The organism is Psychromonas antarctica (assembly GCF_022267535.1).
GTDB classification, from domain to species: Bacteria; Pseudomonadota; Gammaproteobacteria; order Enterobacterales; family Psychromonadaceae; genus Psychromonas; species Psychromonas antarctica.
Genome location: NZ_JAHNZV010000019.1, coordinates 25,228 through 43,728, shown reverse-complemented (window position 1 = coordinate 43,728; position 18,501 = coordinate 25,228). Strand labels below are relative to the sequence as shown.

Annotated in this window: 18 protein-coding genes and 1 other RNA gene; 7 read left to right on the top strand and 12 right to left on the bottom strand. The window is 40.7% G+C overall.

Going from position 1 to position 18,501, the window contains the following annotated elements; all coding sequences use genetic code 11:
- Positions 1–71 precede the first annotated feature (71 nt).
- The 7 genes from panD to dksA all read right to left on the bottom strand — a co-directional run bounded on the left by panD (position 72) and on the right by dksA (position 5,623).
- On the bottom strand, positions 72–452 hold the full coding sequence (gene panD, locus KSO91_RS07180; RefSeq protein WP_238742278.1) for an aspartate 1-decarboxylase: 381 nt from the start codon (positions 450–452) through the stop codon (positions 72–74).
- A gap of 59 nt (positions 453–511) precedes the next feature.
- Entirely contained in the window at positions 512–1,366 is an 855-nt protein-coding gene (gene panC / locus KSO91_RS07175) for a pantoate--beta-alanine ligase (RefSeq protein ID WP_238742277.1), read from the bottom strand.
- Between the two features lie 17 nt (positions 1,367–1,383).
- The gene (panB, locus tag KSO91_RS07170; protein ID WP_238742276.1) at positions 1,384–2,178 is read right to left on the bottom strand and encodes a 3-methyl-2-oxobutanoate hydroxymethyltransferase; all 795 of its coding nucleotides are present in this window, start codon (positions 2,176–2,178) and stop codon (positions 1,384–1,386) included.
- 48 nt (positions 2,179–2,226) lie between these two features.
- Positions 2,227–2,709 (bottom strand): 2-amino-4-hydroxy-6-hydroxymethyldihydropteridine diphosphokinase, encoded by a 483-nt coding sequence (gene folK / locus KSO91_RS07165; protein WP_238742275.1) that lies wholly within the window; start codon positions 2,707–2,709, stop codon positions 2,227–2,229.
- On the bottom strand, positions 2,702–4,084 hold the full coding sequence (gene pcnB, locus KSO91_RS07160; RefSeq protein WP_420830944.1) for a polynucleotide adenylyltransferase PcnB: 1,383 nt from the start codon (positions 4,082–4,084) through the stop codon (positions 2,702–2,704). The genes folK and pcnB overlap by 8 nt, the downstream gene beginning before the upstream one ends.
- 122 nt (positions 4,085–4,206) lie before the next feature.
- Positions 4,207–5,106 (bottom strand): tRNA glutamyl-Q(34) synthetase GluQRS, encoded by a 900-nt coding sequence (gene gluQRS, locus KSO91_RS07155; RefSeq protein ID WP_238742273.1) that lies wholly within the window; start codon positions 5,104–5,106, stop codon positions 4,207–4,209.
- Between the two features lie 67 nt (positions 5,107–5,173).
- A complete protein-coding gene (gene dksA / locus KSO91_RS07150) occupies positions 5,174–5,623 on the bottom strand; it encodes an RNA polymerase-binding protein DksA (RefSeq protein WP_238742272.1) in 450 nt (149 codons plus the stop codon).
- Positions 5,624–6,000: 377 nt separating this feature from the next.
- Here dksA and hrpB point away from each other — a divergent pair, with 377 nt between their 5' ends.
- The 6 genes from hrpB (at position 6,001) to KSO91_RS07120 (ending at position 13,771) form a co-directional block, all read left to right on the top strand.
- Positions 6,001–8,505 carry an ATP-dependent helicase HrpB gene (gene hrpB, locus KSO91_RS07145; RefSeq protein WP_238742271.1) on the top strand — a complete coding sequence of 835 codons (2,505 nt, stop codon included), beginning with the start codon at positions 6,001–6,003 and terminating at the stop codon, positions 8,503–8,505.
- Between the two features lie 178 nt (positions 8,506–8,683).
- A complete protein-coding gene (gene mrcB / locus KSO91_RS07140) occupies positions 8,684–10,825 on the top strand; it encodes a penicillin-binding protein 1B (RefSeq protein WP_238742270.1) in 2,142 nt (713 codons plus the stop codon).
- A 1-nt stretch (position 10,826) separates the two neighbouring features.
- Positions 10,827–11,228, top strand: coding sequence for a SufE family protein (locus tag KSO91_RS07135; RefSeq protein ID WP_238742269.1), 402 nt, complete (start codon positions 10,827–10,829; stop codon positions 11,226–11,228).
- On the top strand, positions 11,221–11,961 hold the full coding sequence (locus KSO91_RS07130; RefSeq protein ID WP_238742268.1) for a DUF3108 domain-containing protein: 741 nt from the start codon (positions 11,221–11,223) through the stop codon (positions 11,959–11,961). Before KSO91_RS07135 ends, KSO91_RS07130 begins: the two co-directional genes overlap by 8 nt.
- 30 nt (positions 11,962–11,991) lie before the next feature.
- Positions 11,992–12,930, top strand: coding sequence for a 23S rRNA (adenine(1618)-N(6))-methyltransferase RlmF (gene rlmF / locus KSO91_RS07125; RefSeq protein WP_238742267.1), 939 nt, complete (start codon positions 11,992–11,994; stop codon positions 12,928–12,930).
- Between the two features lie 106 nt (positions 12,931–13,036).
- Positions 13,037–13,771, top strand: a complete 735-nt coding sequence (locus KSO91_RS07120) for a GGDEF domain-containing protein (protein WP_238742266.1) — start codon at positions 13,037–13,039, stop codon at positions 13,769–13,771.
- A gap of 60 nt (positions 13,772–13,831) precedes the next feature.
- Here KSO91_RS07120 and serA read toward each other — a convergent pair whose 3' ends face one another.
- The 5 genes from serA to KSO91_RS07095 all read right to left on the bottom strand — a co-directional run bounded on the left by serA (position 13,832) and on the right by KSO91_RS07095 (position 17,706).
- Positions 13,832–15,061, bottom strand: a complete 1,230-nt coding sequence (serA, locus tag KSO91_RS07115) for a phosphoglycerate dehydrogenase (RefSeq protein ID WP_238742265.1) — start codon at positions 15,059–15,061, stop codon at positions 13,832–13,834.
- A 187-nt stretch (positions 15,062–15,248) separates the two neighbouring features.
- Positions 15,249–15,905, bottom strand: coding sequence for a ribose-5-phosphate isomerase RpiA (rpiA, locus tag KSO91_RS07110; protein WP_238742264.1), 657 nt, complete (start codon positions 15,903–15,905; stop codon positions 15,249–15,251).
- 102 nt (positions 15,906–16,007) lie between these two features.
- Positions 16,008–16,625 (bottom strand): 5-formyltetrahydrofolate cyclo-ligase, encoded by a 618-nt coding sequence (locus KSO91_RS07105; protein WP_238742263.1) that lies wholly within the window; start codon positions 16,623–16,625, stop codon positions 16,008–16,010.
- 463 nt (positions 16,626–17,088) lie between these two features.
- A non-coding RNA gene (gene ssrS, locus KSO91_RS07100) (6S RNA) lies at positions 17,089–17,273 on the bottom strand.
- 127 nt (positions 17,274–17,400) lie between these two features.
- Positions 17,401–17,706 (bottom strand): cell division protein ZapA, encoded by a 306-nt coding sequence (locus KSO91_RS07095; protein WP_238742262.1) that lies wholly within the window; start codon positions 17,704–17,706, stop codon positions 17,401–17,403.
- 221 nt (positions 17,707–17,927) lie between these two features.
- On the opposite strand from KSO91_RS07095, the gene KSO91_RS07090 reads away from it, so the two are divergent.
- Positions 17,928–18,497, top strand: a complete 570-nt coding sequence (locus tag KSO91_RS07090) for a UPF0149 family protein (protein WP_238742261.1) — start codon at positions 17,928–17,930, stop codon at positions 18,495–18,497.
- Positions 18,498–18,501: the final 4 nt, after the last annotated feature.

Below are 18,501 nucleotides of genomic sequence, written 5' to 3'. Positions count from 1 at the left end.
TATTACAAGCAAAAAAAAATCCGCTACAGCATGACTGTTAGCGGATTTTTTGTTTTTTCACTCGGTGGCGATTAAGCAACCTGTACTGGCACGTCTTTGCTGGTGCGCACAATATTATTTTGCGCATCTAAATACACTAAACGTGGCTTGTGATTTTCTATTTCTGAGGCATTTAAGCTTGCGTAGGTACAGATAATAACGCTATCACCCACGGCGGCCATGCGAGCGGCGGCGCCATTAACGGAAATGATTTTTGAACCGCGTTCACCTACAATCGCATAGGTTGAAAACCGCACGCCATTGTTGATATTGTAAATCTCAATTTTTTCGTATTCCAGAATACCGGCTTGCTCTAAAAAATTTTGATCAATAGAGCATGAACCTTCATAATTTAATTCAGCATGTGTCACGCGAGCTTGGTGAAGTTTGCTGGTAAGCATTGTTTTTTGCATACAAAAACCTTTATTTTCTAGTGATGAGCCGAGCAAGTTGCGACTATAAAGTAAAATACTTAATGGCGCAAATTTACTGTTTTATTATCAATTAAACGTGTGCCACCTAAAAAAGCGGCCATTAAAATAACTACTTGTTTTGTATTGCTACTGACATTTTGTAATGTACTGCTATCAACGATATTAATCGCATCAGTCCTAAAACCGTGACTATCAAGTTCGCGGCTTGCCTGTTCAGTTAATATTGCATAATCCGTTTGTTGATTGTCTAGTGCTGTCGCTATTTTGTTCATCAGCTGAGCTAAAAAAGGGGCTTTTTCTTTTTCTGCTAGGGTAAGCTTGCCGTTACGTGAACTCATTGCTAAACCACTTTTTTCACGTACTGTTGGCACTGAAATAATCTCAACGGGAATCGCTAAGTCAGCAACCATCTGCTTTACTATTAGCAACTGTTGAAAATCTTTTTCGCCAAAGCAAGCATAATCTGGCTGAACTAAATTAAAAAGCTTATTCACTATGGTACTCATACCACGAAAGTGGCCAGGACGCAGTGCACCTTCCAAGCTATCGGATAACCCCGGTACTTCTACATAACTCTGTTTTTCCAAGCCATTTGGATAAATGACGTCAGCACTAGGGATAAATACAATATCAACCCCTTGCTGTTCGAGTAATTGCGTATCAGCTGCGACTGTTTTAGGGTAATTTTGCAAGTCTTCGCTATTATTAAATTGCATTGGATTGACAAAAATACTGACCACTACAGTCTGCGCTTTTTTCTTTGCTTGATCCACAAGCTGCAAGTGTCCTTTATGCAAATTGCCCATGGTGGGGACAAATGCTATCGCTGATTTTTGTTGTTTTAATTCGCTGATCTTTGCTCGTAATAACTCAGGATCGTTAATAATGTACATTTTGTTCTTCTTACCTGTTAGTAAAAGCTGTGTTCGGACGATGGAAATGAACCGTTTTCCACTTGTTCTTTATAAAGTGCCACTGCGCTACGAATATCGCCCGTCTCGATTAAGAAATTTTTAGAGAATTTAGGGCAGAAACCAGCGGAGATACCAAAGGCATCATGCATGACTAAAATTTGCCCATCTGTTTCACTGCCGGCGCCAATACCAATCACAGGAATTTGCAGTGCTTTGCTGACACGCGCGGCGAGTGGTACGGGTACACATTCGAGCACCAATAACTGGATCCCCGATTTCTCTAACATTAAGGCATCTCTAATAAGCAGATCGGCTTGATCATCTTCCCGTCCTTGTACTTTATAACCACCAAATACATTAACCGATTGGGGAGTTAAACCCAGATGACCACAAACGGGAATACCACGTTCAACGAGTCCTTTAACTGATTCAGCTAGCCAAGCACCGCCTTCTAATTTGACCATATTAGCACCAGCACGCATTAAAATGGCTGCATTTTGGTAGCTTTGCTGAGGAGTCGCGTAACTCATAAAAGGCAGATCCGAAATGATAAGCGCATTGCTTGCCGAGCGAGCTACTGATTGAGTGTGGTACTGGATATCGTCAACGGTTACCGGGAGTGTCGAGTCATGCCCTTGCAAGACCATGCCCAGAGAGTCACCAATTAATAAAACTTGGATTCCTGCTTGGTCAAAAATAGCCGCGAAACTTGCATCGTATGCAGTAATACAGGTTATTTTTTCATTCTCTTGTTTCATTTTAGCCAAGCGAGAAACGCTAATTTTAGTCATGAATACTCCTAAATCAAAAAGATAGATGCTTGTAATGATTGCTTTGAATCATTCACTGATAATGATCAAGCCATTTCTATCACATTGTGCAGTTAATTGCGATAGTACGGTCCCATCAGGCAGCACAAGATTTTCAGCGATCTCAAATAGAGGATAAAGTACAAATTCCCGTACTTTCATTCCATAATGGGGGATAGTTAAGCGTGTATTATTAATTTTCTGATTGCCGTACAAGATAATATCAAGATCTAATGTGCGCGGACCCCAGCGGGTCGCTTTGCGTACTCGCCCTTGGTTGAACTCTATTTTTTGTAGCTCATCTAATAGTGCGAGTGCCGATAGTTGTGTATCCAACTCTACCACTGTATTCACATAATCGGGTTGATCCTGAGGCCCCATCGGTGTGCTGGCGTACAAAGATGCGCACTTTGTTAGCTGGGTGTTAGGCAGTCTTTTAAGCGCCTCTATGGCCATGGTGGCTTGTTGAGCTGGATCCGCTTGATTACTGCCAATCCCAATATAGCTAATCATCTTTTTTAAGCTCTTTTGTTTTACGTTTAGGTCGCGATGATTTATGTTTCTTATATGCAACAGCATTATCAGGTTTATGTTCGGCAGCTTTATTGGTGGTTTTGTAACTGTGGTTATGCTGTGGTAATTGATTATGTTTTTGGTACTCTTGCCACCAATCCGTTAAGTCGGCAAGTTCTTGGCTTTGTTCAACCTTGGCGCGTAACGATAAAAAATCAAAGGCAGCGCGGAATTTTATATGTTGGTGAACACGCTGCGCTCGTTTTCCACCAAAACGCGGTAAGCGGAGCTGTAATATCCAGATATCGCGAATCGACGCGGTAAAACGTTTCGGAATGGCAATTGTCTTCACTTGAATATTCAGTACTTCATTCATTGCCAGTAGAAAAGCATCATGATATTCCATGCCACTTTCAAAACTCATCTCTTGCGCACGCTGTTCAAGAGGATACCACAACATAATCGCGTAGATATAAGCTGGCGTAACCCGTTTACCCTCTGCAATACGGCTATCTGTATCACGCAGAGACTGTTCAATAATTGCATTGGCTTTATCGTCTTCTCCATCTTTAGATAGGATGGGGAATAACACTTGCAGTAGTTTATACTCTTTTAACAAACGGTAAGTTGCTAGGCCTTGCCCTGAAAGGAGTAACTTATTCACCTCATCAAAATGGCGGGCGGCAGGAATATCTTGCAAGAGCGGGGCAAGGCGACGAATCGGCTCTGCACATCGTTCACTAATGAAAAGATTTAACTTAGCGGAAAAACGAATGGCACGAATCATACGCACCGGATCTTCGCGATAACGCACATCAGGTTCACCGATTAAGGTTAATTTTCGTTCGGCGAGATCTTTCATTCCACCACAAAAATCATAAATAGAGAAATCAGCAATATCATAATAGAGCGCATTAACCGTGAAATCGCGGCGTTCAGCATCTTCTTCCAATGAGCCATAAACATTGTCACGCAGCAACATACCTTGTTGCGATTGTTTTACTTTTTGTATGTCTTGCTCGGCGTTGTCATCGTGATGGCCTCGGAATGTGGCCACTTCGATCACTTCCCGCCCAAATAAAATATGCGCTAAGCGAAAGCGACGACCAATTAAACGGCAATTACGAAACAGTGCTTTAACCTCTTCAGGAGTCGCATTGGTGGTGATATCAAAATCTTTAGGTTTAATACCCAGTAACAAATCGCGAACAGCACCGCCTACGAGTAACGCTCTAAATCCTGCGTTATGTAAGCGATACAGTACCTTTAAGGCATTTTCATCAATATCTTTACGAGAGATAGGGTGCTGATCACGTGGTATTTTATAAATATCCAATGTCGCTGCTGGTGCTTTTTTGTTTCGCTTAGTAAACACTTTTTCAACGAATTTTTTTAATCGTTTAATAACCCTATCCTCTGTGGTTGGTGCTGGTAATCAAGCTTGAAAAATTCAAGCGCTTATTTTAGGTGCATGACTCGTTAAAAACAAATTAATTTTCAAATCTGAATTTCGCGTTGTCTCGGGATCTTATCTAAAGACCAGTTTTTAGTTGCCCATTGTAAAATAGTAGCGCAACTGCGAGTGTCAACATCGTTATTAATTTTATGACCGAGAAAATCCAACGCTTTGATTAATGTTGGAATTGGATTGTCTTTATCAATTGCTAACGCATGGTTTTGTTTGGATAACTTCTGCCCGGGAGAGGTAACCGCAACAGGCAGATGAACATAGTGTGGCGGTTGGATGTTTAATAATTGATACAGTGAAATTTGTTTGCCAGTCGTGTCTAATAGATCGGCTCCACGTACCACTTCGGTTATTCCCTGTTCAATATCATCAACGACCACCGCCAGATTATAGGCGTATAAACCGTCTTTGCGTTTGATAATAAAGTCATCTTTGGCTTCAAGGTTATTTAAAAAAACAGTTCCTTGAAGTCGATCTGAAAAATGGTCAACCACTTTGGCTTTTTTCTGTAAATTAATGCGCAGCGCATTCCCTGCTAAATGAAGTTGTTTATCGTGACAACAGTTCAAGGAAACACCACCGCGTTGCTTAATTATTTTGCGAGTGCAGGCGCAGGCATAAGTTAGCCCCTGTGCGTCGAGCCATGCTAGTGTATTTTCATAAGCTGCGTTTCTTTGGCTTTGATAGCTAACTTCTCCATCCCATTTAAGGCCATACGCTTTTAGGGTTTGTAGGATATCTTGTGCGGCGCCCGAGACTTCTCGGGGTGGGTCAATATCATCGATACGGACTTGCCAAAATCCTTGTGAGGATTTCGCTTGCAGATAACTGCCTAAAGCCGCTATTAATGAACCAAAATGCAGCTGTCCTGAAGGCGACGGTGCGAAGCGACCGCGATAAGCTGGTATTGGCAAGCGTGCAGAAGACAATGTTTAAAACTCCCTAAACAAAAACGGTTAGCGCTAGGCTAACCGTCATTTTCAAGAAAAAGATAGATTAACCAATAATCTGTTTTTCTTTAATCTCAGCTAATGTTTTACAATCAATACAGAGATCAGCCGTTGGGCGCGCCTCTAAACGGCGAATACCAATTTCGACACCACAAGATTCACAGAAGCCAAAATCGTCCTCTTCTATTTTCTTTAATGTCTTAGTTATTTTTTTAATTAAGCGGCGTTCACGATCACGGGCGCGTAACTCTAAGCTAAACTCCTCTTCTTGTGTTGCTCTGTCAATCGGATCTGGGAAATTAGCTGCTTCATCTTTCATATGATCAACTGTACGGTCAACTTCTTCACGTAACTGTGTACGCCATGCCCCAAGGATTTGCGTAAAATGTTCACGCTGTGCTTGATCCATATACTCATCGCCGTTGCTTTCTTGATACGGCTCCACTCCAGCAATGGCTAAAATACCCAATGTTTTTTTAGTTTTGTTGGCTTGCATAGAACTTTCCTTTAATTGATGCATGATTGACTGCGCGAATTTTCTTGCATCAATACAGTGACAAAATGATGTTAAACCTTCGTATAAACCAAGCTTAAGGAGGTCGGCTTATTTTCGGCGGCTATCTATAGCAAGGAAATGCGGAACAGTCAAATTGGATTTTTTAATTTATGATATTATCGTCATTTTTTAACAATAATAACAACGAACCTTAATTAGCTATAAGTAAAACAATGCAGTGATAGCAATCTTGCTACATGGCAGGGAAATTTGGGTTAGGTTATTAAAACGTGCTACCTCATATTTTGCGCCTTGAAGTAACATCGGTATAGTATGCTAGATTCACCATCCGCAATCCTACTTAGGCGATTTTATACGTGTTACCCATCGATGATTTTATTCCCCAGATTCAGCAAATACTCAGTCAATCCGCTGCATTAGTGCTACAAGCGGAGCCGGGGGCTGGTAAATCAACTGCAGTACCATTGAGCCTTCTCGATGCACCTTTTTTAAAGGGTAAGAAGATCCTTTTACTCGAGCCAAGGCGTGTTGCCGCTAAATCTATCGCTTTTTATCTGGCTAAGTTGCTTGGTGAAAAAGTGGGTCAACGTATTGGTTATCAAATTCGTAATGATCGCCAAATTTCCAAGGAAACGCGGTTAGAAATCGTTACTGAAGGCGTTTTAACCCGTCGTTTGCAAAATGATCCGGAATTACGGGGTATTGGACTCATCATTTTTGATGAGTTTCATGAACGATCAATTCATGCTGATTTGGCATTAATGCTGACACTGGAAGTGCAAGAGGCTTATCGAGAAGATCTAAAGTTACTGGTCATGTCGGCGACTATCGATACAGAGCTAATCGCCAATTATCTTCACAATGCCCCCGTATTAAAGTGTCCAGGACGAACTTTTTCGGTTGAAATTGGGTATATAAGTAAGCCCGCTGCTTATTTAGATCAGCAAGTGATAAGTGCGCTAAATATGGCATTAAGCGAGAGCAGTACAGGAGATATACTGCTCTTTCTACCTGGGCAGGGCGAGATCAGAAGGTGTATGCGCTTAGCGCAACTTCAATATGGCTCAAGTTTGACTCTGCTGCCGCTATATGGTGCTTTACCACTAGCACAGCAAGAGTTGGTATTAAGTAAAAAAACAGACAGTAAACGCAGGGTGATTTTTTCCACCAATATTGCGGAAACAAGTTTAACCATCGAAGGGATCGCTACGGTTATCGATTGTGGTTTAGAAAAACATTTAAATTTCGATGTTAAAAGTGGCTTGTCGAGATTGGAAACTGTTTCCATCTGCAAAGCGTCGGCTACTCAGAGAACGGGGCGAGCAGGGCGTTTACAGCGTGGCCGTTGTATTCGTTTATGGAGCGAAGCTAAACACAATGGACTCAATGATTTCCAAGCCGAAGAGATAACCAGCACCGATCTAAGCAGTTTAGTTTTGGAGTTGGCTGCTTGGGGGATAACCACATTCGAAGAGGCTAACTGGTTAACCCCACCACCTAAACATCACTTTCAGACGGCTTCTCAGCTTAATTTCGCATTAGGTCTGCTGGATGCCAATAACAACATCACGGAGCAGGGTAATAAGGCATTAAAATTAGGCGTAGAGCCGAGACTTGCGAGTATGTTGGTCAATTGTAAGTCGCTACTGCACCGGAGAATATCGTGTATCTTGGCGGCATTGCTCAGTGAGCGCGATATTCTTCGCAATGCTGATAGCTCTGATATTGTCGAGCGCGTTATTGTGTTTAACGATTATTTACTCGATAGAAAATCAGCACACAGCAATCAGCGAGTCAATCTAGGTGCATTAGAGCAAGTGGTCACTTTAGCAAAATCTTTTGCAACAACGCTTGGCTTGACCACATTAAGCGAGCCTCTCAGTTTATCTGAATTACAAGATAACGTCGGATGTTTATTGCTTAGGGCCTACCCAGATCGATTGGCCAAAATACGCGGCGCCCAAAGTAACCGATATTTACTGGCCAATGGGCGAGGAGTCACACTCAGAGAAATGGATTCTGTTCAGGGGCAGTCTTGGCTGGTTGTCTCGGATTGCGACGGGAAAAATAGAGATGGCAATATTTACAGCTGCGCGGCCATTTCAATAGATCAGATTAAAACTATATTGGCAGGGCAGTTAGAGACGAACAGTTATTACGCGTTGGATAATCAAAAAGAAAAAGTAATGGGTAGGCAGAAATTAACCTACCGTGCTTTAGTGCTAGAAGAGCAGTTACTAAGCGCTATCCCGCAAAAGGAGTTTAGCAAATGCGCCGCAGATATCATTAAGCAAGAGGGGTTGACCTTTATTAATTGGACGAGCAGATGTGCGTCATGGCTGGCGAGAGCTAAATGGTTAGGGTCTGTGTTAGATGATTTTCCGCAGATAAGTGAAACCTACCTTATTAATGAATTAGATAACTGGTTACTGCCTTATATTAGCAATACAAAAACCATAAAACAGCTCAGAAAACTCAATATTATTGATTTATTGATGGCCACGTTAACTTGGCAGGAAAAGCAGATATTAGAATGTCAGGCTCCAGAGTTTTATCTAGCACCGAGCGGGAAATCAATTACCATTCGTTATGATCAAGATCAGGGACCCACGGTGGCGATTGTTTTGCAGGAGATGTTTGGCCAATTAGATTCCCCGCGGTTGGCTGATAATAAAATTCCGATACGCTTTGAACTGCTTTCACCTGCCCGGCGGCCCATTCAAACGACCAGTGATTTAGCTAACTTCTGGCGCACCTCTTATTTTGAGGTCGCCAAAGAGATGCGTGGGCGATATCCAAAGCATCGTTGGCCGGATACGCCATTACTAGAGTCGCCAGGGCGCTCTATTAAAAGGAAGTAATAAATCCGTTGAATGTAGTATTTTTTATGTAAAGAATATTCTGTGGATTGGCAAATTGTGCAATATGCTTGTTACAATCAGCCCATATTATTCGATTTATTGTTGGCGAGCTAATTACCTTCAAGGTGATAGCTGTAAGGCACGACAAAATAGCAAAATTAAAACAGTTGGGAAGTTGATGTCTAAAAAAAGTTCTGATGTTGTTGCAAACAAAAAAAACAGCAATAAAAATTTAAAAATAAAAACGCTGAAGCAGCGTTTTTTAAGTTTTTTATGGTCCTTGTTATGGAAAGGAAGCGTGGCTTTTTGTGCTTTTCTATTTATTGCTGGCATCTATTTTGATCAGAAAATAGAACGTAAATTAGATGGCCCCACATGGGCATTGCCCGCTCAAGTCTATGGGCGACCGCTACTGTTGCAAAGGGGGGAACTATCACAAGCACAATTAGTTGGTGAGTTGAAATTATTAAATTACCGCCCTGTTGAGTCGGTGCAAAGTAGCGGTCAATTTTCGGTTAATCAGCAGCAGGTTATTATTTATCGTCGCGCGTTTGATTTTCCAGACCGGCCTGAAAGTGCATTAAAAATCAGGGTTGATTTTTCACAGGGCAAAATAGCTTCAATAACAGATGAAAGGCGACAAAATAGAGACTCTATTCGCCTCGATCCTTTACTTTTAGCACGGCTTGATTCAGATAAAATAGAAGATCGCGTATTTGTCCCTTTTGAGAAGATCCCCAATCTATTTGTTAATACTTTACTGGTGATGGAAGATAAGAATTATTATCACCACCAAGGGATCTCTCCTTTGGCTATTTTGCGCGCTTTTATTGTTAATTTTCAAGTCGGTAGAAGAGTGCAAGGCGGGAGTACCTTAACTCAGCAGCTGGCTAAAAATCTCTTCCTGACCCCTGATCGTAGTTTATGGCGAAAATTTCAAGAAGCCTATATTGCTGTTTTAATGGATTATAAATACAGTAAAGATGTATTGTTAGAAGCTTACCTTAATGAAGTTTATCTGGCACAAAATGGTGATTCAGCTATTTACGGCATCGGGCTTGCTAGTGATTATTATTTTGCGCGGCCGATTAATGAATTGCGTATTGAGCAGATTGCCTTGCTGGTGGCGATAATTAAAGGCCCTTCTTATTACAATCCCCGCAGGAATCCTGAACGTGCATTATCTCGTCGCGATTTAGTGTTGCGCAAGATGGTTGAAAACAATCTTATCAGTACGGCCGATTATAAATATGCGGTCGCAGACTCACTCAACTTAAGTAAAAAACGGGCATTAAATGAACGTGCTAACCCCGCTTTCATGAGTTTGTTATATCGCGAGTTGGCAGCGCAAGTACCTCGTTCGGTACGTAATAGTAACGGCTTACATATTTTTACTTCAATTGCGCCTCTCGCACAAAAACATGCTGAGTTTGCCGTGCAAAAAGGGGTCGCTCAGGTAAGCAAAGATAAGCAGGACGACTTACAAGCGGCTATGGTTATCAGTGATAGGCAGTATGCTGAAGTGCGTGCCGTTGTTTCTGGGCGAGAAGTTAAGTTTAGTGGTTTTAACCGTGCTTTAGATGCTAATCGTCCGATTGGTTCATTGGTTAAACCGGCTGTCTACTTGACCGCATTAGATGCTGGATATGGTCTAGATTACCACCTAAATGATAAAGCTATTATTCTTAAAAATGGCACCGGTCAACGCTGGCAGCCTAAGAATTATGATAGAAAATTTCGTGGGCAAGTGACCTTAGAAGAGGCATTAATCCATTCGCTGAATGTACCCACAGTCAATTTAGGGATGCAGGTAGGGCTTAATAATGTTATTAGCAGTCTACACAAAATGGGGATACAAGAAAAAATAAAAGCTTACCCATCGCTGGTATTGGGTAGTATCTCTCTTTCACCTTTACAGGTTGCGCAAATGTATCAGCCGATCACGATGAATGGGGGGTATCAGCCACTCACTTTAATTCGTTCTATTATGTCCAATGAGGGTGAACTTTTATATCAAAGAGGGGATAGATCTGAGCAAGTATTTTCACCCCAAGCGGTGAAAGAGTTAACCAATACCTTACATAAAGTAACCAGTGAGGGGACCGCCAGAAGTTTACGCTGGCGCAATCCAGGGCAGTCTTTTGCAGGCAAAACGGGCACCACTAATAATTTAAACGATAGCTGGTTTGTCGGCTTTGATCGTGACGAAGTGGTGACGACTTGGGTGGGCAAGGATAATAATACAAGCGCAGCGTTAACAGGGAGTAGTGGGGCGTTAGTGCTCTTCTCCTATTACATGAAACAGAAAATAGGAAAATAAAGTGAGTGAGTCATTGATAGACATAGAGCAGTTATTGAGTGATTTCCAGGAAAGTAAAAGTTGGGATAAACAGTATCGCCTAATTATTCAGTTGGGTAAAAAATTACCGGCACTGACGCAAAATGACAAAATCGAGTGTAATCTGGTTAATGGCTGTGAAAGCGATGCTTGGTTGGTTCTGCACAAAGAGGGAGATATTTATCATTTGCAAATGGACAGTGATAGCCGTGTAGTAAAAGGGCTAATGATGATTATACTTATTATTTTCCAAGGGAAAAACACACTACAAATTAGAGCGATTGATATCAATTCTATTTTTGTTCAACTAGGTTTATTTAACCATCTCAGTCCTTCGCGTGTAAATGGTTTACACGCCATTGTTAATAAAATCAAAAATGTTTAAATTCTGGCAAGTAGTTCGATTTTTATCACTGGCTTTGTTCTTTTTAGTCGTAACCCCTGCTTCTCTATTGGCCAAGCCGCCGCTGGATTTCGTACCGAGTGTGCAGCGCTATGTCTATGATATCGCCTATAAGAACATAGCGGTTGGTAAAGTTATCAGAGAATTACATTATCAAAAAGCCGATAGGATCACTGTCAATACACGAGCGGATCTCGCCTTTCTTTTTTATCATTTTGGTGGGAATCAATTGACCGATATTTATTGGGATGAGACTTCCCAGTCGTTTCTGAGCAAAAAGTTTGTGCGTAAGAGCATCGGTTTTTCAGGCGGAAGTCTGCAGGCTGAATTTTTTGACGGGGGACATCAGACACGTATCAGAGGTGATGGCGAAGATCAGGAATTTGTCAATAAAGAACAGCCAATAATCGATTTTAATGTGCTTGGATTACAAATGTCAGAGGGGTTAAAGTCGGGAAGAACCGATTTTGAGTTTTATATGCAAACCGAGGATTCCGTTGCCCATTATTTTTTTAAAGTAATGGGCAAAGACGTTATTCAGACAAAATTTGGGCAACTTCATACTTACCGAATAGAACAAACAGGTAAAGATGACCGTCAGCTTATTGTCTGGTTTGCACCTGAAATTAATTTTCAGATAGTGAAGTTCCAGTATAAACGCAAGCTCTTAGATCTTAGTGGTGTAATTAGTGCACGATCAATGATCAATTTATGAGTGTTAAGCACTCACGTTGTTAGGATAAAAATGAAAAATAACAATACAGTGAAAGCAAACTTATTGCACCCAAGAAATTTACATTCTGGTCGCTATGATTTTAAACAGCTATGCGCGGCATCTGCGCAATTAGCCCCCTTTGTGATTAACAATCCCAGTGGTCAGCTAACAATTGACTTTGCTAACCCAGCTGCCGTATTAGCACTTAATCAAGCATTATTAAAGTGCTTCTATAATATCTCTTTTTGGCAAATACCAGCAGGCTATTTGTGCCCACCTATTCCTGGGCGTGCTGATTATATTCATTACTTAGCCGATTTATTAGCACAAAGTGCTAACGGTATTGTACCAACAGGAAAAAAAGTAAAAGTACTTGATATTGGCACAGGCGCCAACTGTATTTATCCTATTATTGGCAGCCAATGTTACGCTTGGTCTTTTGTGGCAACGGACATCGATCCCGTGTCGATTAAGACGGCGCAGTTGATTGTGAAATCAAATCGTCATTTAACGCCTTTTATTAAATTAGTATTACAAAAAAATACGAACGCTATTTTTGCTGGAGTAATAAAAAAACAAGATAAATTTGCCTTAACACTGTGTAATCCTCCTTTCCATGCATCAATGGAGCAAGCAGCTGCAGGCAATGCGCGCAAAGTGAACAATCTAGGCAAAGGGAAAATAATCGCCAATCCCACACTTAATTTTGGCGGACAAGAGAATGAGTTGTGCTGTGCGGGGGGGGAAATCGCTTTTTTAAAAAGGATGGTGTTAGAAAGTCAAGATTATGGGCAGCAAGTTTGCTGGTTCACGAGTCTTGTTTCTAAAGCTGAAAATATCCCCGTGCTAAAAAAATTATTAACCGAGATAGGGGTTAAGCGGATAAAAGTAATTAACATGTCACAGGGACAAAAGGTCAGCCGTTTGCTAGCATGGTGTTTTTTACTCGAAGATGATTTGACTTTTTAATCCAAATAATGAGCTACTCTTATTGATATATAAGCAAATCACTTCAACATGTATCTGAAGTCGTTTGCGTATAAATGCCGCTTTAGTATTGATGATCGAGATAATAATGGACAGACCTAAACGCCAACGTAAAAAAAAATTAGTGTTCGATATCGTGTTAATCTTATTATTAAATGCCTTTTTTTGGATCTTTTTAAGAGAACGAGATCTCCTTGAACAGCTGAATCTATTTGTTCGTAACCATCCACATTACCATCTTGAACAGGCAATCCCGTTAGTCTTTACTGCCCTGCTGAGCTTGCTGTATTTTGTTATACGTCGTTGGCGAGAGGGGATGTCGCTTGCTAATTCTGCTGCACAACGTATTTCAACAGACGCGTTGACTAAGTTATATAATCGTCGCGCGTTAGAATCTAAATTATCAATCGAATGGGAACGTTTTATTCGTTATAAAGCGCCTTTTTGCTTGATGATGCTTGATATTGATGATTTTAAAGTAATCAATACACAGCTGGGAAATCAAGAAGGCGACCGAATTATTATCAATATCGCTGAAATACTGCTCAATAATACGCGTAAAACAGATTTTTGTGCGCGTTGGGGTGGGACTGAATTTTTAATACTTTGCCCTGTGAGCGAGCTGCAGGCTATCAGCGTTTTAGCTGAGCGGTTGCGAGGAGATATCTATCGTCTCTTAAAAGGGGGCGTCGAGCTGAGTGTCAGTTTGGGAGTCGCTCAGGCAGATCCGAAAAAATCACTGGAAGGACTAATTAAATCTACCGATCTAGCGCTTCACAAAGCGAAAAAAACCGGTGGTAATTGTGTGCTAAGCAGTGAATAGCTATGCGCATCTAATAAAAAGCCCAAACAATAAATCTGTTCGGGCTTTTCGCTATTAAGGTTAGTTAAGTAGACGAGCACGGATTGTGCCGCTAATCTCTTTAAGCTTCGTTAACGCCATATCTGCATCTTCACTGTTTACATCAATCACAACATAACCGATATTTGCATTAGTTTGTAGATATTGTGCGGCAATATTTATATTGTTTTCAGCAAATGCCAAGTTGATTTTGGTTAAAATCCCCGGCTGATTTTGATGAATATGTAATAAACGACTTGCGCCATGGTGTAAGGGCAAAGAAACTTCTGGGAAATTCATAGAGGAGAGTGTTGAACCATTATCAGAGTATTTCACTAATTTACCTGCTACTTCATAGCCGATATTCTCTTGCGCTTCCTGTGTACTGCCACCAACATGCGGCGTTAGAATCACGTTATCAAATTGGCGAAGTGGTGATTCAAACTCTTCTTTATTTGATTTTGGCTCCGTAGGGTAGACATCAATTGCTGCACCTGAAAGCTTTTTGCTGGTAAGAGCATCACATAAAGCTGGAATATCAACGACAGTCCCACGTGCTGCATTCATGAAAATAGCACCATCTTTCATTTGAGCAAATTCTCTTGCAGCGATCATATTTTTGGTTGAATCTAGCTCGGGTACATGCAAACTAATCACATCAGATTGAGCAAGCAGTTGCTCCAGTGGTGCAACCTGTGTTGCATTACCTAAGCTTAACTTATTTTCGATATCGTAATACGAAACGTTAAAGCCCAAGTTCTCAGCAAGAATACCAAACTGTGTACCAATATGACCGTAACCGATAATGCCTAATTTTTTACCACGCGCCTCATATGAAGCGGTTGCTGATTTATCCCACTCACCACGATGTGCTTTGGCATTTCTCTCTGGTACGCCACGTAAGAGTAGGAGTGCTTGACCTAGTACCAGCTCTGCGACACTACGTGTATTGGAAAAAGGTGCATTAAAGACGACTATTCCTTTTTTCTGTGCCGCCTGTAGATCAACTTGGTTTGTACCAATACAGAAGCAACCAATACCGATAAGTTTATCTGCGGCTGCTAACACTTTCGCAGTTAGATTGGTGCGTGAGCGGATACCGATAAAATGAGCATCTTTGATTTTCTCCATTAACTCTTCGTCGTTTAACGAAGTTTTAATGTTTTCAATATTGTTGTAACCCGCTTCAGTGAAAGTCGCTACTGCACTTTGGTGTAATCCTTCTAGCAGAAGAATCTTGATTTTATCTTTACTGAGTGAACACTTAGTCATTCTATTTCCTTGGGCTTAATAAATAAGGTAAATGGATAAATAATTGTAAATTTTTGTGATCTTAAAATAGCAAAAACTGCAATAGATGTGAATATTTGTCGCTGCAATCAGACATGAAAACATCAATTAATTTTTTACATTCTAATGATTTAATGAATAACTTTGTTAATCTGCCACGATAAACGTATTATTTAATTGTTTTCACGCCATCTTGCGAACCGATTAAAACAATATCAGCAGCTCGGTTTGCAAACAGGCCGTTAGTAACCACGCCGACAATGGCATTAATTTGGGCTTCAAGTTTAAGTGGCTCGGCAATTTTTAAATTATGTACATCCAGAAGAACATTGCCATTATCAGTAATAACACCTTGGCGGTAAACTGGATCACCACCCAATTTAACCAGTTCACGGGCCACATAACTGCGTGCCATGGGAATCACTTCCACAGGTAATGGGAAGTCCCCTAAAATGTCAACATTTTTGCTGTTGTCGATAATACAGATAAATTTATTTGCTACAGCGGAAACGATTTTTTCGCGGGTAAGTGCTGCGCCGCCACCTTTTATCATATGCTTATAGGGATTGATCTCGTCGGCTCCATCAACATAAATGCTTAGTGTCGAGACTTCATTAAGATCAAACACATCGATGCCATAGCTTTTTAATTTGGCCGTTGAAGCATCTGAGCTGGACACTGCACCTTTAATCTCATTTTTCATTGTCGCTAGTGCATCAATAAAGTGATTTACAGTCGAGCCTGTACCCACGCCTACAATTGAATCTTTCTCTACATATTGTAAGGCTGCGTAAGCCGCGGCTTTTTTCATCTCATCTTGTGTCATCGTCTGTCTCTCCTATTTGCTAAAGCATCGGGTGCGAAAAAGTGTGGAGATTATAACCTGTTAAAAGCAGTTATCCATGAGATATTTACTAATTTTTATTGGCTAAAATACCCATTGGTAATGGTGGTTAGGGGTTATTATTTCAGGCAGTGGTACATCCCACTCTTCAATTGGGAGGTTATTCACCAGTTGGCAATCATGTGCTAAACCGATTGGGTAGGGACCCGTTTTCTCTTTATACCAAGGTGCCAGCATACGATCGTAATAGCCACCCCCCATGCCGATACGGTTTCCCTGTTGATCAAAAGCAACAAGGGGAGTAAAAATTAAGTCTAATGCTTTAATTGGGCTGCTATGAAGTTGCTCTAACTTCGGCTCATAAATGCCATATCTATTTAGCACCATTTCAGAATCTATTGTGTATTGTAAAAACAACAAATGTCCTTGGCTGAAGGGGTGTACGACGGGCAGATAAACTTGCTTTTTATTTGCCCAGCACCAATGGATAAATTCAAAGGTGTCTATCTCCCCATCATGAGCGAGTGAGAGTGCTATCTTTTGTGCTGCTAATATTTTAGGGTGTTTAATCAATCGTTGTACTAATTTGGCGGCGTCTTGCTTTTGCTGCAAGCCTGATAAATTACGCCTGACTGAGCGAACTTGACTGCGTATTTGCGAACGAAGTGGGTCCTTTGTGTGCTTCTCAGTTGAATCTTTCATAAGGTTCTTTAGCAACTCGTTAAAAATAGTCACTAAATAATACCACTGTTTTTATAAGAGAGAGGAAAATTTTATATTGCTATTGATTGTGGATGAGAAACACGAAGGTCTTTAGATGTCAGTTTCTTTTTTTTTGAAGAAGTAACCCAAGATATTGTTATTGGCGGTGAGTTAGTAACCCGAAGGTTGATAGATGCCGGTTTCTTTTTTTTTGAAGAAGTAACCCAAGATATTGTTATTGGTGATGAGTTGGTAACCGAAGGTCGATAGATGCCGGTTTCATATTTTGTGTTTGAAGAAGTAACCCAAGATAGTGTTATTGGTGATGAGTTAGTAACCCGAAGGTCGATAGATGCCGGTTTCATATTTTGTGTTTGAAGAAGTAACTCAAGATAGTGTTATTGGCGGTGAGTTAGTAACCCGAAGGTTGATAGATGCCGGTTTCATATTTTATGTTTGAAAAAGTAACCCAAGGATATCGCTATTGACTGTAGACCTTGAACCCGAAGGTCAAAGTCGGTTTCTTAGTGTTTGCCGTAGGCTTCTCGATACGAGCCGAGCTTGCACAATAGCATTCAAGCCAAGTTACCAGGATAAAGCTTATCGGCTCAGGGACGTAGTCAAGATGAGCGGATATCCGAGGGTTAAAAATACTTTAACCCAGTTTTTTGAATTTGCAAAGCGGTTTTTCAGTGAATTTTTTATCTTGTTTTACTATTGATTTATTTTTTTATATTCTGTGATTAATCGTTTCATAAATAAAGACAAGAGTTGATTATGGCGTTTTTTTCTCATCAGTTTGTAAAACAGCCTCAATTGATTCCTGCAGAATGTGGATCCGTTTACTGAGCTGCTCTGTCTGTTTTGTGTTTTTAGCTTTTTCTGCATTAAGCTCGTGGCAGAAATTTAATGCAGCCATTACAATAAGCTGCTCATTACGTAAAGCTCGGCTGGAGGTTTTAATTTTTTTTAATTTCTCATTAAATTGTTCAACTGTATTTTGTAGCGTCAGTTCCTCACCCTCTGGGCAGGCAATTTTATAAGGTTGTCCTAAAATTGAGATCTCAACATTTGCCATCATTAACCTACGTAGTAAGAGTGGAATAATCGCTAGCTTAAAGGTTAGCGCGCTCAAAAATAAAAATCAATTAAGGACTATAGCTATCTCGCTATCAACTTTCAAGTACTTACTGGTAGCACTATCTACAGGATGCTAGAATGTTTTATCGTTTAGTGAATTGAAGTCTCTTTTTCAACTCGCTGGGGATAGTCAATTAACCGCTAATAAAAAGAGTTATACAAATGAGTAAAGAGCCATTACCAAGTTTCACAAAAATCACGCAGACACTTGAAGCTGCTGAGTTATATACCAATGCATCGGAAACACACGGCATATTATCAGGGTTTGTTTGTGGAGGCATTGAGCTTGATTCACAAAGTTGGCAGTCACATTTTAATAATGTGGTAAATGATGGTATGGGGTTACCTATTAATGCAAAAAAATTGATTGATTCTATTTATAGGCAAGTCGTTCATCAATTTACCGATGATGGTTTGGGGTTTCAGCTACTACTGCCAGATGATAATGTCCCACTTGATGAGCGTGCAGAAGCAATGGCACAATGGACACAAGGGTTTCTAGTCGGATTTGGTATGGTGCAGCAGGCATTGAACCAAGCCCCTGATGAAATTCAAGAATTAATACGTGATATTCGTGATATCTCGCAAGTATCACTTGATTTTGAACAAGAAGATGAAGAGTCTGAAATTGCGTTTGTCGAAATCGTTGAGTATTTACGTGCCGGAGCCATGATCTGCTTTAATACTTTTTCTCGCAAACCGCCAATGACTATTTCAAAAACAATTCATTAAGTTA